General features: G+C 72.8%; 18 protein-coding genes and 3 tRNA genes. 10 read left to right on the forward strand and 11 right to left on the reverse strand.

Going from position 1 to position 21621, the window contains the following annotated elements; genetic code table 11:
- Positions 1 to 70 precede the first annotated feature (70 nt).
- Both ADK55_RS11730 and ADK55_RS11735 read right to left on the reverse strand, forming a co-directional pair.
- Positions 71 to 1519 carry an FGGY family carbohydrate kinase gene (locus tag ADK55_RS11730; RefSeq protein WP_053677789.1) on the reverse strand — a complete coding sequence of 483 codons (1449 nt, stop codon included), beginning with the start codon at positions 1517 to 1519 and terminating at the stop codon, positions 71 to 73.
- 84 nt (positions 1520 to 1603) lie between these two features.
- Positions 1604 to 1909: a hypothetical protein gene (locus tag ADK55_RS11735; RefSeq protein WP_053677791.1), complete on the reverse strand. Its 306-nt coding sequence runs from the start codon at positions 1907 to 1909 to the stop codon at positions 1604 to 1606.
- A 146-nt stretch (positions 1910 to 2055) separates the two neighbouring features.
- Between ADK55_RS11735 and ADK55_RS11740 the strand changes: the two genes are divergently transcribed.
- The 6 genes from ADK55_RS11740 (at position 2056) to ADK55_RS11765 (ending at position 7084) form a co-directional block, all read left to right on the forward strand.
- Positions 2056 to 2128, forward strand: a tRNA-Asn gene (locus ADK55_RS11740).
- 5 nt (positions 2129 to 2133) lie between these two features.
- Positions 2134 to 2206 (forward strand) — tRNA-Asn (locus ADK55_RS11745).
- Positions 2207 to 2387: 181 nt separating this feature from the next.
- Positions 2388 to 2464: transfer RNA gene (locus tag ADK55_RS11750), tRNA-Ile, on the forward strand.
- Positions 2465 to 2902: 438 nt separating this feature from the next.
- Complete coding sequence (locus tag ADK55_RS11755) at positions 2903 to 3820, forward strand: UTP--glucose-1-phosphate uridylyltransferase (protein WP_053677794.1); 918 nt, start codon at positions 2903 to 2905, stop codon at positions 3818 to 3820.
- 697 nt (positions 3821 to 4517) lie between these two features.
- On the forward strand, positions 4518 to 5489 hold the full coding sequence (locus tag ADK55_RS11760; RefSeq protein WP_234350005.1) for a hypothetical protein: 972 nt from the start codon (positions 4518 to 4520) through the stop codon (positions 5487 to 5489).
- A 68-nt stretch (positions 5490 to 5557) separates the two neighbouring features.
- Positions 5558 to 7084 (forward strand): amino acid permease, encoded by a 1527-nt coding sequence (locus ADK55_RS11765; RefSeq protein ID WP_053677796.1) that lies wholly within the window; start codon positions 5558 to 5560, stop codon positions 7082 to 7084.
- Between the two features lie 54 nt (positions 7085 to 7138).
- On the opposite strand, the gene ADK55_RS11770 is transcribed toward ADK55_RS11765, so the two are convergent.
- The 3 genes from ADK55_RS11770 to ADK55_RS11780 all read right to left on the reverse strand — a co-directional run bounded on the left by ADK55_RS11770 (position 7139) and on the right by ADK55_RS11780 (position 11248).
- Complete coding sequence (locus ADK55_RS11770; RefSeq protein ID WP_053677798.1) at positions 7139 to 8119, reverse strand: hypothetical protein; 981 nt, start codon at positions 8117 to 8119, stop codon at positions 7139 to 7141.
- Between the two features lie 139 nt (positions 8120 to 8258).
- Positions 8259 to 9872: an MFS transporter gene (locus tag ADK55_RS11775; protein ID WP_053677800.1), complete on the reverse strand. Its 1614-nt coding sequence runs from the start codon at positions 9870 to 9872 to the stop codon at positions 8259 to 8261.
- 188 nt (positions 9873 to 10060) lie between these two features.
- Positions 10061 to 11248, reverse strand: coding sequence for a carboxylate-amine ligase (locus ADK55_RS11780; protein WP_053677802.1), 1188 nt, complete (start codon positions 11246 to 11248; stop codon positions 10061 to 10063).
- Positions 11249 to 11463: 215 nt separating this feature from the next.
- Here ADK55_RS11780 and ADK55_RS11785 point away from each other — a divergent pair, with 215 nt between their 5' ends.
- Positions 11464 to 12726: an MFS transporter gene (locus ADK55_RS11785; protein WP_053677805.1), complete on the forward strand. Its 1263-nt coding sequence runs from the start codon at positions 11464 to 11466 to the stop codon at positions 12724 to 12726.
- A gap of 72 nt (positions 12727 to 12798) precedes the next feature.
- Here the strand turns inward: ADK55_RS11785 and ADK55_RS11790 are convergent, their stop codons facing one another.
- The 3 genes from ADK55_RS11790 to ADK55_RS11800 all read right to left on the reverse strand — a co-directional run bounded on the left by ADK55_RS11790 (position 12799) and on the right by ADK55_RS11800 (position 15901).
- A complete protein-coding gene (locus tag ADK55_RS11790) occupies positions 12799 to 14139 on the reverse strand; it encodes a carboxyl transferase domain-containing protein (RefSeq protein WP_234350006.1) in 1341 nt (446 codons plus the stop codon).
- 97 nt (positions 14140 to 14236) lie between these two features.
- Positions 14237 to 15103: an AraC family transcriptional regulator gene (locus tag ADK55_RS11795; protein ID WP_053677807.1), complete on the reverse strand. Its 867-nt coding sequence runs from the start codon at positions 15101 to 15103 to the stop codon at positions 14237 to 14239.
- A 135-nt stretch (positions 15104 to 15238) separates the two neighbouring features.
- The gene (locus ADK55_RS11800) at positions 15239 to 15901 is read right to left on the reverse strand and encodes a LysE family transporter (protein ID WP_159041357.1); all 663 of its coding nucleotides are present in this window, start codon (positions 15899 to 15901) and stop codon (positions 15239 to 15241) included.
- Between the two features lie 70 nt (positions 15902 to 15971).
- On the opposite strand from ADK55_RS11800, the gene ADK55_RS11805 reads away from it, so the two are divergent.
- Positions 15972 to 16403 carry an Lrp/AsnC family transcriptional regulator gene (locus ADK55_RS11805; protein ID WP_053677811.1) on the forward strand — a complete coding sequence of 144 codons (432 nt, stop codon included), beginning with the start codon at positions 15972 to 15974 and terminating at the stop codon, positions 16401 to 16403.
- On the opposite strand, the gene ADK55_RS11810 is transcribed toward ADK55_RS11805, so the two are convergent.
- Together ADK55_RS11810 and ADK55_RS11815 are read right to left on the reverse strand one after the other, a co-directional pair.
- A complete protein-coding gene (locus ADK55_RS11810; RefSeq protein WP_053677813.1) occupies positions 16400 to 17983 on the reverse strand; it encodes a GAF domain-containing protein in 1584 nt (527 codons plus the stop codon). The genes ADK55_RS11805 and ADK55_RS11810 overlap by 4 nt on opposite strands.
- Positions 17980 to 19017: a rod shape-determining protein gene (locus ADK55_RS11815; protein ID WP_053677815.1), complete on the reverse strand. Its 1038-nt coding sequence runs from the start codon at positions 19015 to 19017 to the stop codon at positions 17980 to 17982. The genes ADK55_RS11810 and ADK55_RS11815 overlap by 4 nt, the downstream gene beginning before the upstream one ends.
- A 221-nt stretch (positions 19018 to 19238) precedes the next feature.
- Between ADK55_RS11815 and ADK55_RS11820 the strand changes: the two genes are divergently transcribed.
- Positions 19239 to 19940, forward strand: a complete 702-nt coding sequence (locus ADK55_RS11820; protein WP_053677817.1) for an esterase/lipase family protein — start codon at positions 19239 to 19241, stop codon at positions 19938 to 19940.
- Between the two features lie 24 nt (positions 19941 to 19964).
- Here ADK55_RS11820 and ADK55_RS11825 read toward each other — a convergent pair whose 3' ends face one another.
- A complete protein-coding gene (locus tag ADK55_RS11825) occupies positions 19965 to 20549 on the reverse strand; it encodes a hypothetical protein (protein WP_053677915.1) in 585 nt (194 codons plus the stop codon).
- A gap of 78 nt (positions 20550 to 20627) precedes the next feature.
- Between ADK55_RS11825 and ADK55_RS11830 the strand changes: the two genes are divergently transcribed.
- Positions 20628 to 21614, forward strand: coding sequence for an SCO2400 family protein (locus ADK55_RS11830; protein ID WP_053677819.1), 987 nt, complete (start codon positions 20628 to 20630; stop codon positions 21612 to 21614).
- Positions 21615 to 21621: the final 7 nt, after the last annotated feature.

Raw genomic sequence — 21621 nt, forward strand, 5'->3', positions numbered from 1 at the left:
TCAAAAGGACCAGACCGTCTCGGCCCCCTCGCGACCGCCGACCGGGCGCCCGCCCGCCCCGGGCCGAGGCCTAGAACGCCCCGGGGTGGATCTGCTCGCGCGTCGCGACGTACTGGCGGCGCACCGCCTGCCAGGCCGGGTAGTCCTCGCCCGGCTCGAAGACCTGCGCCGCCGGACCCGGCCAGAGCGGCGGGGTGTGCGGCGCGAGGGTGCCCCGCGCCACACCGAGGGCCCACGCCGCCTGGCGGGCGGCGCCCAGTGCCGCGTAGTCGGCCGGCGCCGGGACCACGATCTGCGTCCCGAACAGGCCCGGCGCCGCCGCCTGCACGGCGGGCAGCTCGGCCGCCGCGCCCAGCAGGAACACCCGACGGATCTCCACCCCGCGGTGCCGCAGGATGTCGAGGGCGTCGGCCAGACCGCACAGCATGCCCTCGAAGGCGGCCCGCGCCAGGTGCTCCGGCTTCATGGAGTCCCGCCGAAGCCCGGACAGGGTGCCGGCGGCCTGCGGCAGGTTCGGCGTCCGCTCGCCCTCCAGGTACGGCAGCAGCACGAGGCCGTGCGCACCCGGAGTCGACTTCAGCGCCAGCGCGCTCAACCCCTCCAGGTCGGTGCCGAGCATCTCGGCGGTGCCGCGCAGGGTCCGTACGGCGTTGGAGACGTTCACCACCGGCAGGTGCATGCCGCCCGCGTCGGCGAGCGAGGTGATCAGGCCGCCCGGGTCGGGCAGCGCCTGGTGGTGCACGGCCATCACCGAGCCGGAGGCGCCCAGCGACACGACCGCGTCGCCCAGACCGAGGCCCAGCCCGAGGGCGGCGGCCATGGTCTCGCCGGTCCCGGCGGATATCAGCAGCCCCTCGGGAGTGGTGCCGGCGGCGTCGGCCGGGCCCAGCACCTCGGGCAGCAGTGCCTGATGCCCCAGGGCCAGTTCGACCAGGTCGGGGCGGTAGGTGCCGGTGGCCGTCGACCAGTAGCCGGTGCCGGACGCGCCGCCCCGGTCGGTGGTGCGGCGGGCGGGCCGGCCCAGCAACTGCCACACGAGCCAGTCGTGCGGGGACATCAACACGGCCACCCGGCGCGCCGCCTCGGGCTCGGTACGTGCCAGCCAGGCCAGCTTCGAGATCGGCTGCGCGGAGTGCGGGACGCAGCCCACGGCCTCGGCCCAGCCCCGACGACCGCCGAGCACCTCGATCAGGTCGGCCGCGGCGACCTGCCCGCGCTTGTCGTTTCCGATCAGTGCCGGACGCACGAGGGCGCCCTGCGTGTCCAGGGGGAGCAGGCCGTGCTGCTGCGCGGAGACCCCTATGGCCTGGACCCCTTCGAGGAGACCGCCGCCGGCCGCCTCGCCGAGCGAGAGCAGCCACGCCTGGGGGTCCGTCTCGTGGGGGTTCGTGCCCCCCGGTTCGCCCGTCGGCTGCGGGTGGGGCGCGTAGCCCTGGCGCAACACGGCACCCGTGTCGGCGTCACAGACGACGATGCGAGTGAAGGTGGAAGAGCTGTCCAGCCCGGCGACTATCCCCATGCGGAGAATTCTGCCGCACGGACCGGCGGACTCCGCCGTCGAGGAGGCCTCCCGGCCACGGGCCGCGGAGGCCTCCGGCCGGCCTCAGGTGTTGCTGGTGCCCCAGTCGTCCTCGCCACCGGCGCCGGTGCCCCGACCGCGCAGGTTCCGGACCCGCTCGGCGAACGCCTCCGGCACCGCGTCGCCGACCTTGTCGCTCACCGCGGCGAATGCCTTGCCCGCGTACTGGCGACCGCTGTGACCAGCCGTCTCCGCGGCATTGCGGACCGCCGGGTTCTGCGCGATCTCGCGGGCCGACTTCTTCAGCTGCTCGTACCGCTCGCGCCCGGCCCGGGTCCCGAGCACGTACCCGACGGCCAGTCCGACCGCGAACGTGACCTTGTACCGCATGCCTGTCACCCTTCGTCGTGTGGTGTCCGGCCTGCTGCCGATACCGATTGGCGGAGCACCCCCCTGCTTGCGCTAATCTATGACTCGCAACGGGCGCTCGCCCCCCGGCAAACGCCGGAGGTGGGCTGTTCGGTGCAACGCAGCAATCCCCTGTAGCTCAATTGGCAGAGCAGCCGACTGTTAATCGGCAGGTTACTGGTTCGAGTCCAGTCGGGGGAGCGCGGTCCCCTGTAGCTCAATTGGCAGAGCAGCCGACTGTTAATCGGCAGGTTACTGGTTCGAGTCCAGTCGGGGGAGCAAAGAAGAGGAGGGCCCGCAAGGGTCCTCCTTTTTTTGCCCTGATTCCGGAACCGGGCAGCGCTCGGCGCGGTCTCTCTGGACAGCGAAGCCGATCATGCGAGGCATCCGAGGCAGGAGATCGTATGAGCGGCTATGCTGCGGCAGACGGCGCGCACACATGTACGCGCCACGCCGTAAAGGGGCGGTAGCTCAGCCGGTTAGAGCAGCGGACTCATAATCCGTCGGCCGTGGGTTCGAGTCCCACCCGCCCCACCACGCGCTGGATGTGCAGAAACGATCTGACCAGCATCTCGGCTGGCAGCGTGAGTCACTTCGGTGATCCTGGCGGCCCTCCGGGGCCGCTTTTCGCGTTCCATGGGCGCGGCGGGGACGCAGCGGGGGCGCGGACGCGGGGAGAGTCGTCACCCGGTGCCGACGGAAGCCCTTCGGATGCCTGCCAGGAAGCCGCTCACCGGCTCGTCGCGGCCACTTGCCGATGTGCGGTCGATCAGACTCCTTCTTGGCCGTCATTCCAGGTGATCGACGCCCACGGCCACTTCGCCGTGACGAAGTACACGGGCTCGTTCCTCTGCCCGTGAACGTCCCGGTGCGCCGCCCGGCAGACAGCCACCGGGGAGGACGGGGGCATTGGTAGCGTCGGCGCGTGCCCCGCCGGCCGGTGCGGCACGCGCCCCGACCGAAAGAGCGTCCCTGATGCCCCCGACCCCGACGATCCGCAGGGCTGTGATCCCCGCCGCCGGACTCGGTTCCCGTCTGCTGCCGCTGACCAAGGCCACGCCGAAGGAGATGCTGCCGGTCGGCGACAAGCCGGTCATCGAGCACACCGTCCGCGAGCTCGTGGCGTCCGGTATCACGGACATCACCATCGTCGTCTCCGGCGGCAAGTCCCTTATCCAGGATCACTTTCGCCCCAACCCCTCCCTGGTCGAGCAGCTGCGCGCCGACGGCAAGGACGCGTACGCCGACGCTGTGGAAGAGGTCGGCGAGCTGGCCCGCCAGGGCCACATCACCTACCTCGACCAGTACGGCCCCTACGGCAACGGCACCCCCGTACTCAACGCCGCCCGCGCCTTCGGGGACGAACCCGTCCTCGTGCTCTGGCCCGATGACGTCTTCGTCGCCCAGGTGCCCCGCGCCCAGCAGCTCATCCACGCCTACGAGAGCACCAACTGCCCGGTCCTGGCCCTGATGCCGATGGAGCCGGCCGACTCCCACCGCTACGGCGTGCCCGTCGTCAACGAAGACCTCGGCGACGGCCTGATGCGCATCACCGGCCTGGTCGAAAAGCCCAGGCCGGCCGACGCCCCGTCCTCGTACGCGGCGATCGGCGGCTATGTCGTCACCCCCGCCGTCATCGACGAACTCCGCGAGCAGACCCGCCGCTGGTACGAGCACCGCCAGGGCGAGGTCTACCTGACCGACGCCATCAACGCGTACGCGCGGAACCGGGCGGTGTACGGACAGGTCATCTCCGGGCGCTGGTACGACACCGGCAACCCCGCCGACTACCTCGTCGCCCAGATGGCCACCGCCCTGGCCCACCCCGAGTACGGGCCCATCCTGCGCAAGCTCGCCCGCGAACTCGACGACGACACCACGAGCACCACCTGATCCGCCGCTCCCTTCGGGCCGCCAAGCCACGGCGCGCGGCCCGAAGGGAGCACCCATGGCACGCGAGCCCGTCCACGGACCCGCCTCCGCCACCTCGCCGTCGACTCGTCGTGGCGGCCGTGCGAGCCGTCCCGTCTCCGCGAGTGGCCTCCGGCGCGGCGCACTGCCCCGACCGTCTCGGGCGAAGGCGGAGGCACTCCGGCGATATCACCCGGGTGATGTGCGCACCGCGCGCGCTCCCACCACTCTGAGGTCGCCCGCAGGGCACGGCGCCGACGAACCGCCCGGGAACGGGTCCTTCGAGCGTGTGTCCGCTCCTCGCGCTGCGGGGTGCCGCCCCTGATCTCGGCGCCGGAGTCCAAGGAGAGTGCGGGGTGCGATCGAACCGATCGCGAAGATCGACTTCCAAGCCGACCGTCGGGGCGCGGATGAGGACATTGGCTCCTCTCCCACCGCCCCCGTGCCCCGGCGGTCTTTCCACTGCCGGACGTGACCCGAGGACTTTCGAGCATGCCGATACCAGAGGTGCCTGAGCGCCTGACGATGAGCCCGGCCACCACTGCCGTGTCGCTGCTGTCCCGACGCCTTCCGCCGGCCGCGGCGAACGGCCGGAGCGGCCTTCGGGTACGACGGGAAGTCTCGCGGGGCGGGAGTCGGCGGCTCGCCGCATCCGCGGAGCGCGGAAGGCCGCAGGGGCATGGCTAGCCGGGCATTCGACCTCGACCGGCATCCGGCCCGGGACGACGCGGCCCTTCGTACGGTGATCGAGGACGCCGCGATGGGGCGCTGGGAAGGCGCTCGCGAGCTGCTGTCCTCGACGGGTGCCGACTGGGACAGGCGGATCTTCCGCCTCCAGGTCCTCGCCCGTGGCGGAGTCCGGTTGACGTTCGCCGACACGTGGGCGCAGGCGGAGCCGCGCTCTCCGCACGCCTTGGCCCTGCTGGCCAATGTGTTGGCCTTGCGGTCGATGGCCGGCGGCCGGGGGCGTGGGCTCAACGAGGCGATGCAAGAGGCGTGGAGCACCTGCGATGCCGCCGCCGAGGCCTTGCCGAGCGACCCCTCCCCGTACCTGGTCATGCTCGCGTTGACGCGTTTTCATTCGCCTCCCCGAGACCGCGAATGGCGCGCGACGGTGGAGCAGGTGTGGAAACGGCTGATCGAGTGCGATCCATGGAATCGGGAAGCGCACCACGAACTGCTCACCTATCTCTTCCCCTCCTGGCACGGCACGGGGGGCGAGGTCTTCCACTGGGCGCAGGAGCAGTGCGTCCACGCGCCGCGCGGACTCCCGCTCCACGTGCTGCCGCTGGTCGCCCTCGCCGAATCCCACCGCATGCGCATGGAGGTGGACGGAGACCGCTACGGACTGACGATTCACCCGTGGGTGGACAACCCGTCGACCTGGCAGGCGTGGGAGAACTGGTGGGACTGCCGTGCGCCCAGGCGGCCGCACGCCGCCTTCCACGAGGACGCCAACTACCTCGCGCACGCCTTGTCGTTCGGGGGCCGACACCTGGAAGCCGCAGATGCCTTCGACGCCATCGGCCCGTACGCGACCGATGTGCCGTGGGGCTACTGCGGCGACGCCGCGAAGCTGTTCCGCCGCCACCGCGGCTGGGCGATGAAGGTGGCCGAGCCCTCGGGGCAGGGCCGAGGTCCCCGGCCCTGACTCACCGAACCGCCCCCCGTGTCAGACGCACTCACGATGGACGCACTCACGATGAAGGAAGCACCTCCATGCCATTAGAGATCCCCAGCACCATGCAGTCGGAAGAGGAGCGCCTCGCCGAGCTGGGCATCACCCAGACGCTCGACCGCAGCATGAGCGGCCGGCAGAACTTCGCGGTCAGCTTCACGATCATCAGCGTGCTGAGCGGCTGCTTGACCATGTACGCGTTCGGCATGAACACGGGCGGCCCCGCGGTCATCATGTGGGGCTGGGTGCTCGTCGGCCTGATGACCCTGTTCGTCGGCCTGGCCATGGCCGAGGTCTGCTCCTCCTATCCGACGTCGGCCGGCCTCTACTTCTGGGCGCACAAGCTGGCCCCGCGCGAGTCCGCGCCCGCCTGGGCGTGGTTCACCGGTTGGTTCAACACGCTCGGGCAGGTGGCCGTGACCGCCGGCATCGACTTCGGGGCCGCCAGTTTCCTCAACGCCTACCTGAACCTGGAGTTCGGCTACGCCGCCACCCCGGGCCACACCATCACCTTGTTCGGGATCATCCTGCTGCTGCACGGCCTGGTGAACACCTTCAGGGTGCGCATCGTCGGTTTCTTCAACACCGTGTCGGTGTGGTGGCACCTGATCGGCGTCGTGGTGATCGTCGGTGCCCTGTTGGTCGTCCCGGACAGGCACCAGTCGCCTTCGTTCGTCTTCGGCGAGTTCGTCAACAACACCGGCTGGGGCTCCGCCGTGTACGTCGCGCTCATCGGTCTGCTGATGGCGCAGTACACCTTCACCGGTTACGACGCCTCCGCCCACATGACCGAGGAAACCAAGAACGCGTCCGTCGAGGGGCCCCGCGGAATCATCCGCTCCATCCTGGTCTCCTGGGCCGCCGGGTTCGTCCTCCTCTTCGGACTCACCTTCGCCATCCAGTCCTACAGCGGCTCCCTCGCCTCCGAGACCGGGGTTCCGCCCGCGCAGATCTTCCTGGACGCCCTCGGCGAGAGCACCGGCAAGATGATGCTGCTCATCGTCATCGGTGCCCAACTCTTCTGCGGCATGGCCAGCGTGACCGCCAACTCCCGCATGATCTACGCCTTCTCCCGTGACGGAGCCCTGCCCTTCTCCAAGACGTGGCACAAGCTGCATCCGGGCACCCGTACGCCGACCAACGCGGTCTGGTTGTCCGCCGGCGGCGCCTTCGTCCTCGGTCTGCCCTACCTGTTCAACACGACCGCGTACGCGGCTGTCACGTCGATCGCGACGATCGGCCTGTACATCGCCTATGTCATCCCGACGCTGCTGCGGCTGCGCCAGGGCGCCGCCTTCCACCGGGGCCCGTGGCACCTGGGCCGCTGGTCCAAGCCCGTCGGCGTGCTCGCGGTCGCCTGGGTCGCGTTGATCACCGTGCTGTTCATGCTGCCTCAAGCCGCCCCGGTCACCCTTGAGACCTTCAACTACGCGCCCCTGGCCGTCGGCGTGGTACTGGCGTTCGCCGGCATCTGGTGGCTGGTCTCCGCGCGCAAGTGGTTCCTCAACCCGACCCACCCGAAGAACGTGACCCCGCTCGCTCCGCTGTCGACGAGGCTCACACCGTGATCGCGAACCCGCGGACGGAGTGCGTCCGCCGCTCCGTGGGGTGGTGACCGGTTCTCAACCGGCCGGGCAGGCCGCGGCCGGGTCGTCGTGGGTGAGGGCGCAGACCATCTGTGCGCCGCGTCGGTGGTCGGGGTAGGCCGTGAGCAGTTCGGCCTTGAAATCGTTCCACTGGCGGGTGATCTCGGCGGTGGCCCCGGTCGTGGCATGCCGGAAGTTGTCTCCCGTCCTCGAACGGGCGGACGCGGCGGTGTCCTTGTTCAGGGCGCGGTTGTGGGCGACGCGGCCGGCGCAGTCGGGGGGCTTGACCCCGGTGGAGTCCATGTCGGGGTAGCAGCCGGTGGTGAGGTCCCGGGGGATCCGCTCGCGCGCCTCCCGGGTCCACTCGGCGTCCGTCATGGCGCTGTAGCGGCGGATGTCGAGGAACGGGGCGACGTCCGTGCGCCCCAGTCCGGGCGGGTTGTCCAGGCCGACCGGGCCGGGGGCCGGCCGGTCGACCCAGTTGGAGTGCGAGTAGAAGTCCTCGATCTGGTGCCAGCCGCGGCCGAGCTGTTCGAGGACGGCGCACTTGGCCCGCCCGGGCTTCCCGTCCCACACGCAGGGGGAGGACAGGTCGCCCTGGTCCGCGCGCACCTTCCCGTCGGAGTCGACGAGGCCGTCCGCGGCCCGGACCGCGGTGCGGAAGCGGGCGACGGAGGTACGGACGCAGGCGAGGAGCTCGGTGGTGGCCTCGTCCCGGGTACGGGGGTAGTCCCGGGCGTGGCGGGGTTCGAGGTAGTCGGCGTTGTCGCAGTGCAGGGGGCCGACGTCGAAGTAGGGGAGGTGGTCGTTGGCGTTGATCGCCCCGCTCCGCGCGTCGGCCATCGCGGTCAGGGTCACCGGCTCCCAGGGCAGGGCGGCCCGGGTGATGTCCTCGTGGTTGTCTCCGGTGAAGGCGTGGGCGGGCCCGCTCGGCACGGCGGCCAGGGCGGCCGCCAAGAACGCCGCGGCGACCGCGGAGGCGGGCCGGGCTCGGCCGGGGCGCGGAAAAGGGGACATGCGGGGGCTCCAGGCGTCCGAGGGCGTGCCCCGGGGAGGGTCCGCCCTGCCCCTCCATGCTGCGCGCCCACCCCGGGCTCCGCACGCGCGGGGCGGGCGGCACGCTCGTACGTCCCGCCCGGCCTCCCGCGGGCGGCGGCTACGGCTCCGTCGAGCGGGGCTGGGTCGAGGGGATCCGTTGGGTGAAGAACAGGGCGATGAGCGCGGCGAAGGCCAGGATGGCGAGGGCCGCGCGCAAGCCGTCGAGCCTGGCGTCGGCATTGGCGGACATGGCCGCCTCGGCCACCTCCGGGCTCGTGCCGGCTTCGTCCAGGGCGGTTTTCAGCTGGACGTCGGACAGGAACGGCGCACCGCTCTGGAGCTGGACGGTCGCCTGGTTCTTGACGCTGTCCGGGACCGCCGGATTCGCCTCGACGTTGGTCAGGAAGGAGGCCGTCAGCGCGCCGATCATGATCGATCCGGCGAGTGCCGTGCCGATCGAGGCGCCGAGGTTGGTGATGGCGTTCTGTACGCCGCCGACTTCCGCGCTCTGCGCCTGCGGTACCGCGGACACGGTGACCGACCCGAGCTGGGACGCCAGCGCGCCCATGCCCAGCCCGATCAGCAGGAGCGGGAGCGTGACGATCTCGGCCCCGGCGCCCGCGTCGAGCGCGGCCATCAGCACCACCGCTCCCGCGAGCAGCGCGAGGGTTCCGAGCCGCACCACTCGCCGCGGCGAGATGTCCGGGAGGAAGCGCGGGATCAGGGTCGCGGCCGCCAGCAGGCTCACCGAGAGCGGCAGGAGACGGGCGCCGGTCTCCAGCGCGGACAGGCCCAGGGCGACGGACAGGTAGAGCGGGACGACGAAGAAGACGCCCATCTGTACGAGGTACTGGAAGAAGAACATCGTCAGGCCGCCGGTGAGCTGCTTGTTCCGCAGCATGCCGGGATCGACGAGGGGATCCCCGCCCTTCTCGACGACCCTCCCCTCCCAATGCAGGAACAGCCGGACCAGCAGCAGACCCGCCAGCATCAGCCACGTCGTCAGGGACACCCCGATCCACGACGGCGCGTCGGGCTTCGGCTGGAACCAGCCCCATTCGTCCGACCGGAGCACGCCGTAGACGAAGATCCCCAGCCCGAGCGCGGAGAGGACGGCGCCCACGTAGTCGACGCTCCGGCGTTCACCGGGCGGGGCGTCCGCGATGCGGCGCGCGAGGACGAGGATGGCGAGCACCACCACGACCTCGCCGGCGAAGACCCACCGCCAGGAGAAGTACGTCGTCGCGACGCCGCCGATGAGCGGTCCGACCGCGATGGCCACGGCCCCCGCCGCGACGACGAGCCCGTAGGCGGCGGGACGGCGTTCGACGGCGAAGTTGCCGGCCACCAGCGCCACGATCGCCGGCAGGATCAGCGATGCCCCGATCCCCTCCAGGAACGCCCAGCCCAGCAGCAGCACGGGAAGGTTCGGCGCAATCGCCGTGATGAAGGACCCCACCCCGTAGATACAGCAGCCGATCATGAACGCGCGTCTGCGGCCGATCAGCGCCCCGACCTTGCCGCCGGGGATCATGAACATGGCCATCACGAGGGTGTAGGCGGTGATCGCGCCCTGGATGCCCGTCACGGTCGTGCCCACGTCCTCGGCCACCGTGGCGATGGAGACGTTCATGACGGAACTGTCGAGCGCCATCAGGAATTGACCGGACGCGAGCGTCAGCAGGACGAGTCGCGCCTTCGCCGAACCCTCGGCCGTGCTGGGGGAAGCCATTTCCGCATGGTTCCAGCCGCCCGGGGGCCGGGAGGGATGGCGCGCCAGGCGGTCAACCGGACGGAGGCGGCCTTCCCCGTGCGGGCTTCCCCGTGCGGACCTTCGCCGCGCGCGAGGTGCGGGCGAGGCCCGCCGGCCGCCGACCCGGCGCCCGGGTCGGCGGGTCGGGTCGGCGGGTCGGGCCGTTCCTAGACGTCCTCCGTGTCGTCCGCCACGAGGCGCAGTACGTCCATCAGGTCCTGGCGGCGCGCGTACGCCACACGTTGGCGGTGGGCGCCCGAGCCGTCGCGCAGCAGGCCCGCCAGGGTCTTGGCCGCGTGGTCGAGGTCGCCGGCCGCCGCCAGTTCCGGGGCGACCCGGTCGAACAGGGCTTCCGCCAGGTCGGCCGCGGGGAGTTCGGTGCCGGAGTACGGATCCAGGCCGAAGCCCTCCAGACCGTCGTGGGCCGCCCGCCAGCGGGCCAGGCGCAGTACGTCGTCCCGCACCGGTGGGTCGGGGACGTGTTCCGCGATCTCGCGCAGGGCCGTGGCCACCAGGGCGCGGGCCAGTTCCGCCTGGAGGATGGCCGAGTCGATGTCCGAGGACATGTCGGGCGCCCGGATCTCGAGCGTCGGCCAGTGCCCGGACGGGCGAAGGTCCCAGTAGACCATCTTGGTGTCCAGGGCCGCCCCGGAGCCGAGCAGGGTCTGTACCGAGCGTCGGAAGTGGGCCGTGGACGTGTAGTGCGGGGGCAGGCCCGCCGAGGGCCAGCCCGCCCAGGCCATCGCGCGCCAGCTGGAGTGGCCGGTGTCACGGCCTCCCCAGAAGGGCGAGTTGGCCGCCAGCGCGATCAGCGTGGGCAGCCAGGGTCTGACCCGGTTGGACACCGCCACCGCGGTGTCCACGTCGAGGGTGCCGATGTGGATGTGGCGTCCGCAGCTGACCAGGGTGTCGGTCAGGGCGCCGAACCGGCGGTGCTGTTCGCGCTGGCGGGGTTCGTCGTCGGTCAGGTGCAGCGGCCCCTCCATGGCCAGGATCGGCGAGGGCGCCGCCAACAGCCGGCAGCCGTGGGCGCGGGCCGCCGCGCCGAGGGAGCGCCGCAGGGCGGCGAGCTCCGCCCGCAGGGTGGCCGCCGAGTCCGCGATCGGGGTGGCGATCTCCACTTGGTAGCGGGTTCCCTCGGGGTGCAGTTCGTGCGGCAGCCCCGCGGCGGTGGCGAGGACGAGGGGGGCGGCCGGGACCACGCGCAGGGTGCGGGCGTCCACGAGGAGGAACTCCTCCTCGACCCCGAGCGTGAGGGGGGCCGTGTCGCCGCCGATGAGGTGCGGCCCGCCGTTGCCCGCGGCGCGGATGCCGGTGTGACTGGTGCTCGTCGTGCTGTTGCCAGGTTCGATCACTACGCCTCCCTGGACATACGAGTCTTTTCATCATGAGCCGAGCGGGAGGCGGGGAGGGTACGCCGATTCGGTCAAATGTCCGGTGATAATGGCGAGTTAGCGGCAAGGGCAGACTCGGGGTGGGGTGCCCGGTTCCGGTGGGGCGGCTGTTGCGCGGGCGTGAACGGGCGGGAAAAGGACGAGAGCCGCGCGCGGGCCGCTGGTTATCATCCGATGTGACCGGTACGACGTCCCCTCCCCGACCCCGGCGGCGCATATTCGCCGACCTGACCCCGCTGCGCACCTCCCCGGACTACCGGCGGCTGTGGGTCGGCGGGACCATCTCCTGGATGGGCCAGGCGATGACCGCCCTGGCCATCTCCCTCCAGGTCTACGAGATCACCGGGTCCAGCTTCTCCGTCGGGCTCGTCGGCCTCTTCTCCCTCGTGCCGCTCGTGGTCTTCGGTCTCTACGGCGGCGCCATCGCGGACACCGTGGACCGGCGCAAGCTCGGCCTCCACAGCTCCACGGGGCTGGCGGTCCTGTCCGTCGCGCTGGCCGCCGCCGCGCTCCTCGACTACCACCGGGTCTGGCTGCTCTACACGATCGTCGCGCTCCAGGCGGTCTGCGGGGCGCTCAACGGGCCGGCCCGGTCGGCGATGATCCCGAGGCTGCTGCCGCCCGAGCAGCTCCCGGCGGCCAACGCGCTGGGCTCCGTCACGATGACCTCCGGCACGATGATCGGCCCCGTCCTGGGCGGGCTCATCGTCGGCTGGTGGGGGTACCAGGCCGCCTACCTGGTCGACGCCGTCACCTTCTGCGCCGCCCTCTACGCGATGTGGCGGTTGCCCTCGATGAAGCCCGACCGGGCCGAAGGGGTCCGGGGCCGGGCCTCCGTGCTGGACGGGCTGCGGTTCCTCGGGACCAGGCCCAACATTCGGATGACCTTCTTCTCGGACATGGCGGCCATGGTGCTGGCGCACCCCCGCGCGCTGTTCCCGGCCATCGCCGGGCTCTGGTACGGCGGCGACGCCAAGACGGTCGGCCTGCTGGTGGCGGCTCCGGCCGTCGGGGCGCTGCTGGGCGGGGTGTTCTCCGGCTGGCTGGGGCGGATCCGGCGGCACGGCCTGGCCATCCTCCTGTCCGTCGCCGCCTGGGGGCTGGCCATCGCCGTCTTCGGACTGACCCGGAACCTGTGGCTCGGACTGTTCTTCCTCGCCCTCGCCGGCTGCTCCGACACCATCTCCATGGTGTTCCGCTCCACGATGATGCAGGCCGCCAGCCCCGACGAGATGCGGGGCCGGCTCCAGGGCGTCTTCATCGTGGTCGTCGCGGGTGGACCCCGGCTCGGGGACTTCCTCGCCGGAACCGTGGCCGACCTGACCTCCCCCGCCGTGGCGATCACGGGCGGGGGGCTGGCCTGCGTCCTGGTGGTGGGGCTGCTGGCCGCGTGGTGGCGCGGGTTCGCGCGGTACGACGCCAGGTCGCCGCAGGCCTGAAAGCGGGCCTGAACGCGGGCCCGGTGGCGGGGTCGGGCGGCTGCGCCCGCCGCTGGTCGGCGACGACGGTCCTCAGCGTCTCGCCGCGACCACCCCGCGCGCCACCCCCAGGGCCACCAGGTCCTGCGGGCGGACGCGGAGCTGGTCCGCGGTGGCCGGGGCCTGGTCGGCGGGGCGCTTGAGGATGGCCGCCGCCAACTCCGGCGCGATCACCGAGAAGTAGCTGTCCGGGGTGACCCAGGTGTTCCCCGGCGCGGCCAGGGCCAGGGCTCCGCCCGAACCGCCCTCGCCGATCAGCAGGGTGGTCACCGGCACCGAGGCCCCGGCCACCGCCGCGAACGTGTCCGCGATGGCCGCGCCCGCGCCCGCGTGTTCGGCTGCGGCGTCGTTGGCCGCGCCCGGGGTGTCCACCAGGGTCAGCACGGGGATCCCGAGCCGGTCCGCGAGGCGGATGACACGGGCGGCCGTCCGGTAGCCCGCCGGGCGGGTGGCGGTGCCGCACTGGGCGGCGTACGCGACGGCCCGCCCCTCCCGCAGCCCGAACCCGCACAGCATCCCGGGATCCGTGCCGCCCGCCCGGTCCCCCGACAGGGGCAGGCGCAGCGTGAAGTACGCGTCCAGGTAGGCCCGGGCGCGCGGCCGGTCGGGGTGCCGGGCCTGACCGACGGCTTCCCAACCCGTCGCGGGCGGCGTCGCGTCCACCAGCGCGGCCGGGGGTTCGACCGGCTCCGTCGACCGGGGCGCGGCCAGCAGGCGCAGCCAGTCCGTCACGGTGCCCGGCAGCGACGCGGCGGGCACCACGGCGTCCACGTGCCCGGACGCGTACTGCCCCTCGGCGGTGTAGGCCGCGGGGTCCGCGTCGGCCGGCCGCACCCGTGACCCGGCGAAGCCGACCTGCGCCCCGGGGAGCGCGAGCACCACGTCCGCGCCCGCCCCGAGGGTCGCCCAACCGCCGCCCGTGGTCGGGTCCCGCAGGACCGCGATCTGCGGGAGCCCGGCGGCGCGGGTCAGCACGGACTGCCGGGCCACCCGCTGGAGTTGGGTGAGGGCGAGCATCCCCTCCTGCATCCGGGAACCACCGGTGGCGATCAGCGACACCAGGGGGAGCCGGTGCGCGCGAGCGTGGCTGTACGCGGCTTCGAGCCGGTCTCCGGTGCGCTCGCCCAGGGAACCCCCGAGGAAGCCGAACTCGAAGGAGATCAGGGTCGCCTCGTGACCGCCGATGCGAACGGTCCCGGTGACGACGGACTCCCGCTCGCCGGTCCGCAGCTCGGCGCGGGCCCGGGACTCGTCGTACCCGCTCCACGCGAGGGGGCCGTCGGCCGGCGACTCCCGTGGTGGTACGGGGAGTTCGACGAAACTGCCGGGGTCGGCGAGGGAGGCGATGGCCGCGCGGGCCGAGAGGCGGGTCACGGGCTCACCCTAGAGGGTGAGGAAGATCCCCGCCGGGTCGGTGGTCCCCGCGGTCCGGCGGGGACCGCGGTCCGGTGGTCCGGCCCCGGTGGTCCGGTCAGGGGGTCGAGCGTTCCACCGGGATCCACAGTTCCGCGTCCGCCCGCTCCCCGTCCGGCGACAGCCGCACGCGCAGGATCTCCGGCCCCGACCTGCTCAGGTACGGGTTCGAGGGGAACCACTGCGTGAACACGTCCCGCCACAGGTGCTGGAGCGACTGCGGGAACGGGCCCGAGTTCTCGAAGACGGCCCACGTGCCCGCCGCCACGACCAGGGAGTCCAGGTCCGGCGGCACCTCGCCGCCGGTCACGACCCCGTGGTAGTAGTCGAGTTCGGTGCCCTCGGCCCGGCTCGGATCGAGCTGGTCGCTCACCGCGACGATCCCCGCAGGCTCCTGGTCGGACAGTTCCGCGACCCGTCGCAGGACCTGCGGGTCGATGCCGCGGATGAACGCGGCGATGGCCGGGTTCGCCCCCTCGTGGACGAGGGGGACGCGTGCCCTCAGGCCGGCCACCCGGAACTCCGCCTTCTCCGTGATCCTGTACCGCATGCTGCTGCTCCCTTCGACGATGAGGCGGAAGGACATCCGGGGCTGGGAACTCAGCGTCGCGCCCGTCCGGCGGGCTTCGCCCGGGCCCACGCCGTGCACGGCGCGGAACGCCCGCGCGAAGGCCTCGCCCGACCCGTAGCCGTGGCGCGTCGCCACGTCCAGCAGGGTCCGTTCGCCGGCCAGTACCTCGGCGCCCGCCAGGGTCAGCCGCCGGCGACGGACGTACTCCGAGAGCGGCATGCCGGCCAGCGCGGAGAACATGCGCCGGAAGTGGTACTCCGACGTCAGCGCCACGCGCGCCAGTTCGGCCGCGTCGATCGGCTGGTCGAGGTGCGACTCGATGTGTTCCATGGCCTGGTTCAGGCGCTCCAGCATTCCCGGAATCCTTCCCTTTTCGAGGTCCCACGCTAGGACGGGCGCGTCCCGCCCCACCCGACATCCTGTGCCCGTCCCGGTCTGCCCGTCCGCCCGGCCCGTCCGTCCGACTCACACGCCCGCGCACGGCCCGGGTCAGGTCCAGGGGAGGGGGAAGGCGATCTTCAGGGCGTAGCCGGCGACGAGACCGTGACCGAGGCGGAACGTCCGGACGCGGACGGCGGGGGAGACCCTCGCCCCCGCGAAGGAGCCGAGGACGACGAGGAACTGCTGCCACAGCAGGGAGGCGACGGCGACGCCCGCGAGGAAGGCGGCTCCGGTCGGGCCGCTGCCCAGACCGCCGCCCTGGGCGGTGGTGAGCGCGACGAAGTACAGCGCGGTGGTGGGGTTCACGGCGGTGAGGGCGACAAAGCGGCCGAAGGCCCTGCCCGGCCGGGAGGCCTCCGTACCGACCGCCGGGGGGCCGGATGCGGCCGTTGTCGCGGGCGCCGCGCACCGCGCGGGCACGGCCGTCGCGGAGCGCAGTCCCCGCGCCGCGATGACCAGCAGGACCAGGGCGGATGCCAGTCGGACCCAGGCCTCGACGGGCGCGACGTGGGAAGCGACCCAGGGCCCCGCCATCGTCGCGAGCGCCGCGTAGCCGAGGTCCACCGCCGCGATGCCCGTCGCCGCGGCCACGGCCGCCCCGCGGTGCCGCATCGCCTCCTGGAGCAACAGCACGCTCATGGCACCCATCGGCATTGCCACGCCCAGGCCCGCCACCGCCCCCGACACCGCCGGACCCGTCAGTTCGCTCATGCCCGTGAGGATGCGTCGTGCGCCCCGGCGCATGGCGGCGGATATCGGCCCCCGCTGCGACAATCGCGGCATGGACCGTCTCGACAGGGAGATCCTCGGCATCCTGCAGCAGGATGCGCGGATCTCGTACCGTGACCTCGGCGTCCGCGTCGGCCTCAGTGCCAACGCCACCGCCGACCGCGTGCGCCGGATGCGCCGGGACGGGGTGATCCTCGGATTCACCGTCGTGGTCGACCCGGCCGCCGACACCCGGGGCGGCCTCGTCGTCTTCATCGACCTCACGCTGCGCCAGGACGTCACCAACGAGGAGTTCGAGCAGCGGGTCGCCAGGCTGCCCGGGATCACCGAGGTCGTGCACGTCACCGGGGAGTACGACTACCTCGTACGGGCCCGGGTCGCCGACGCGACGGCCCTCGACGCGCTGTTGCGCCGCCTCAAGCGGGAGACCGGGGTCGCCCAGTCCAGCACCCGCCTCGCCCTGCGCGCCGCGAACACTTCCTAGGTCAGGCCGTTGCCCTGGAGCGGCGACTCCCAGGTCAGCGTCGTGCCCCGGGCGCCCGTCTCGGTGCGGCCGTCGTCGGAGACCGTCAGCCTGACCCGGGTCGGAGTGGCGTTCACCCCGACCCGGATGGAGGTGACCTCGGCCCGGCGGTGGGCCGCGGCCAGCGCCCCGCGCAGGGTGGACAGCAGGTCGCCGGCGACCGGTTCCGTGAGCAGGGTGTCCACGGCGCCCTCGAAGTGCACGGACGGTTGGAAGCCCAGCAGCACCGCCGCGCCGCCCGTCTCGCGCAGCACCCGGCCGCGGAAGGTGGTCGGGGCGTCGGTGGGCGGCTGCTGGAGAGCGAAGATGGCCGTGCGGACCTCCTGGATCGTGGAGTCCAGTTCGTCGACCGCCCGGCCGAGTTCGTCGCCGACGGTGTCCCCGGCGGGGGCGGCCGCCGAGCGCTTCTTGGTGCTCTCCAGCATCATCTCCGTCGCGAACAGTCGCTGGACCACGAGGTCGTGCAGGTCCCGCGCGATCCGGTCGCGGTCCTCGTACACGGCCAACTGCTCCCGGTCGTGCTGCGCGTCCGCGAGGACGAGCGCCAGCGCCGCCTGGGAGGCGAACTGCGAGGCCAGCAGCCGGTCCACCGCGTCGTACGGCCGACCGCCGCGCTCGCGGGGCAGGGCCAGTGTGCCGATGAGCTGACCGCCGCTCTGCAAGGGGAGCATCATGCTGGGGCCGAACCGCACCCGCACGTGCGTGGTCATCCGCGGATCCGTCGCCGAGTCCTCTATGAAGACCGGCTCGCCGCCGAGCAGTTGCTCCAGGACCGCCGAGCCGGGGGCGATGGCGGTGCCGACCATGTCGCCGGGGTCGCCGTGCGTGGAGGCCGCGACGATCTCCATGCCGCCCTCGGGTGTCGGCTGGAGCACCACGCCGGCCGCCGCGTCCGCGAGCAGCCGGGCCCGTTCGGCCACGCACTTCAGCGCGTCCGCGGCCGGGCGGCCCGCCAGCAGGGCCGTGGTCACGGCGGCGGCGCCCTCGATCCAGCGCTCCCGGCGGCGCGCGGTCTCGTACAGCCGGGCGTTGCCGATCGCTATGCCCGCCTGCGAGGCCAGGACGCGCAGCAGCGCGAGGTCCTCGTCGGTGAACGCGCCGCCGCCCTGCTTCTCGGTGAGGTACAGGTTGCCGAAGACCTCCGTGTGCACCCGGATCGGCACTCCGAGGAAGGTGCGCATGGGTGGGTGGCCGGGCGGGAAGCCCACCGAGCGGGGGTCCCGCGCGAGGTCGTCCAGCATCAGCGGCCGGGCGTCCGCGATCAGCGCTCCGAGCACCCCGGACCGGCCGTCGGGGAGCCGGGGGATCGCGGCCCGTTCGGCCTCGGTCAGTCCGGCGGTGAACAGCTCGGTCAGCCGGGCGCGCTCGGGGTCGACGACCCCGAGCGCGCCGTAGCGGGCGCCGCACAGTGCGGCGGCCGACTCCACGATGTGCTGGAGGGTGGTGCGCAGCTCCAGTTCGGAGCCGACCGAGAGGACCGCCTCCAGCAGGGCGGGCAGGGCGGACCGTTCGGCCGCGGTCTCCTTCGGGTCCAGCGTCATCCGGCCAGCGGGTTGAGAACCATGGGGGTGATCTTTCCTTCGAGCATCGCGCCGAGACCCAGTACGGCGCACACGTCGGGACGTTCCGCGATGGCGACGGGCATCCCGGTGGCGTCCCGCAGCATCTGGTCCAGGCCCGGCAGCAGGGCGCTGCCTCCCACCATCATGATCCCTCGGTCCGTCAGGTCCGCGACCAGGTCCGGCGGGCAGTCCCGCAGCACCTTGCCGATCCCGTCGAGGACGGCGGTCAGCGGGGTGAAGATCGCGTCGCGGACCGCGGCGGTGTCCACCTGTACCGAGCGGGCGAGCCCGGTGGCCACGTCGCGGCCGTGGATGAGGGTGGAGGCCGGCCCGTCGGGGGTGATGCCGTTGCCGTGCAGGGCCAGCTGGAGCGGCCGGACGGCCTGGCTGGGCAGCATCAGTTCGTGCGCGTGCCGCAGGTGCTGGACGATCGCGTGGTCGATGGCCTCGCCGCCGACGGGGATCCGCTCGGCCGTGACGATCGAACCGAGGGAGAGGACCGCCACCTGCGTGGCAGCCGCCCCGCACACCATGATCATGGTCGCGGTCGGCTGCTCCACGGGCAGGCCGCAGCCGACGGCCGCCGCGATCAGGGTGTCGACGAGTTCGACGCGCCGGGCGCCGAGTCCGACCAGCGTCTCCACGGTGGCCCGCTGGGCCAGGGGGTCGGCGTCGTGCGGGGTGCAGGCCGCGGCCCGCAGCCGGGGCTTGCGGCGCAGGGCGCGCCGCAGCTTCTCGCCGAGGAGGTGACGCAGCATCCGCTGGGCCATCTCGATGTCGACGACGGTGCCGCCGGAGACGGGGCGCACGACCCGGATGTAGTCGGGTGTGCGGCCGGTCATCCGTTCGGCGAAGGTGCCCACGGCGATGAGTGCCCCGGTCCGGGTGTTCACCGCGGCGACGCTGGGTTCGTCGACGACGAGGCCGGCGCCCTTCACGTACACGCGGGTCCTGGCCGCCCCCAGGTCGACGGCGACGTGGCAGCGGCGCAACTGGTCAAGGCTGACGGTCACGGCGGATCCTCCCGAGTGCGCTGACGCAAGGAGACCGACGGCTGCCGGTCGCAATTCATATCTTCTCGGGTAAATGGGGTATGGCGCCCGTTGGAATGCTCCGGGTGGGGTGTGCCTGATGGGCCGAGAGGTGCTGCACGGGGGTGGATTTCTGTACCGACAGGCAACACGATGCGCGCACCGTCCGCGCTACTCGCGCGTAACAAGGTAAAGGGGACACGATGCTGACGCCCCGCCAGAGATTCCTGGCGCTCCTGACGCTCTGCCTGGCCCTGCTCGCGTCCTTCCCGGCCCAGGCCGCCGACCGGACCGCTCCCCGGCAGGCCCCCGCCCGAAATCCGGTGGTCCTGGTGCACGGTTACAACGCCGACCCCGGCGTCTGGGGGGCGCTGCGGGAGGATCTGCGCGCCGACGGGTACGCCGACGCGGAGCTGTACTCCTGGGGGTACGACACCCACCGGTCCGTCAACGAGGTCCTCGCCGGCAGGCTCGGCGCGTACGTCGAGCAGGTCCGTCGGGAGACCGGCGCCGCCCGTGTGGACATCGTGGCGCACTCCTTCGGATCCCTCGTCAGCCGTTGGTACGTCACCTACGGGGGCGGCGGCGCGACGGTGGACCACCTGGTCTCGCTGGCCGGCCCCAACCACGGCACCTCCATCGCCTGGGGCTGCGCCCTGTGGGACCAGGCCTGCCGGGACATGACGCCCGGTTCGTACGTCGTCAAGAACCTGGCCGCCGGCGACGAGACGCCGGGCGCGGTCGGGTACGCCACCTTCTGGTCGAACTGCGACGAGGTCGTCAACCCCGACGACAGCGTCCCGCTGACCGGGGCGACCAACACCCCCGTCGGCTGCCTGGGACACAACGACCTGCTCGGCGACGACGCCACCTCGGCGGGCGTCCGGGCCTTCCTGCGCTCCTGACCCGCGCGCCCGCACCCGGCCCGGTCAGCCGACGCCGGGCCGGACCTCCTGGAGCAGCCCGTAGGTGAAATCCGCGACGTACGGCGCCCCCGACACGGCGAACGCCAGCCGCCACCGGGTCGGGGCGGTTCCCTCCATCGGCCGAACCGGGGCGAAGGCCCCCGCCACCTCGTCCACCGTCGCGGACCAGGGCACCAGGTCCGCGACCGTCTCCAGGACGGGCGCGGGCGCGCCCGGGGCCCGTACCAGCCACTCGTTCCACACCGCCCCGTCGGGCGCGGCCAGCACCTCGAAGCGCAGGTCGGGCCAGAGCGGCACCGGCCACAGCAGGGCCTCGCACTCCAGGTCGCCGATCCTGCGTCGCGCGGTGGACTCCGCCGGACCCAGCACCGACCGGTAGCGGGCCAACGCCCCGCGCGAGCGCGGCGACCGGACCATGGCCTGCCACCGCTTGTTCGCCTCCCGCTGCTCCGCGAGCGAGGCGCCGAGGCGCAGCCGGGCCGCCTCGGCGAGGTCCGGCCGGAAGTCGGCCATTCTGCGCAACAGCACCAGTTGGAAACCGGCCGGGCCGAAGGGGCCCGGGGTGGTCGGGCCGTGGTTCAGCGTCATGGAGTCCACGATTCCACACAGAATCCTTACGTTCCCGGGACCCGGATGTGCTCCGTCGCCGCATAGCCTGCGGGCGCCATGAACTTCTGCCACGCCTGCCGGAGACACCTCAATGGCGCACTGGCGTGCGCCGGGTGCGGAACCCCGGCCGAATACCTGACCCCCGCGGCGCCGACCGCCCCCGCCGCCCCGGCCGGGTACACCGAGCCCGGGTACCCGGAGCCGGGACACGCCTCGCCGTACGCGCGACCGGAACAGGCGGGGCCCCAGTACGCGGAGCCGCAGTACGCGGAGCCGCAGTACGCGGAGCCGGGGTACGCCGAGCCCGGCCATCCGGGGTCCGGGTACGTCGCGTCCGAGTACGCGGCGCCCGGGTACGTCGCCTCCGAGTACGCGGCGCCCGGGTACGTCGACCACGCGGCACCCGGGTACGTCGAGCCCGGGTATCCCGAGCCCGACCGGGAGCGGCCCGAGGCGTCCGACGCGTACGTCGAGTCGCTCGTCACGCTGTCGGGCCCGGCCGAAGGCCGGTCCGGCGCACGGCGCCGCACCGCGAACCGCAGGAGCCGGACCGTACTCGCCGTCGGGCTCGGGCTGGCGCTGGCCACGGGCGGGTCCGTGGCGCTGGCCCGGATGGTGACCGACGAGGAGCGCACGGACCGGGCGACCGAGGTCGTGCTGACCGACGACGCGGGGCCGCAGCAGCCGGTCCCCGCGCCCGCCCTCCCGAGTACGGCCGCACCCTCGGCGCCGTCGAAGGGCGGTGGGAGTGCGAAGGCCTCCGTGATCGCCACGCGGACGACCGGGCCCACCGGGGCGCCGAGCGGTTCCGCGGAGCCGGGGCCCGAGGGGAGCGCCTCCACGCCGGAAGAGGAGTCGTCGTCGCCGTCGTCCTCCCGGACCGCCGGCCCGGGACCGGGTCCGTCCGCGAAGCCCTCGACCTCGGGCCGGCCGTCGCCGAGCGCTTCGTCCGGGACCGCGAAGCCGAAGCCCACGGCGACCCCGACGGCCACCCCCACACCGACGCCGACCAAGAGCGAGTGCTGGATCTGGTTCCTCTGCTGAGGGGCGG

The organism is Streptomyces sp. WM4235 (genome assembly GCF_001279725.1).
Classification (GTDB): domain Bacteria; phylum Actinomycetota; class Actinomycetes; order Streptomycetales; family Streptomycetaceae; genus Streptomyces.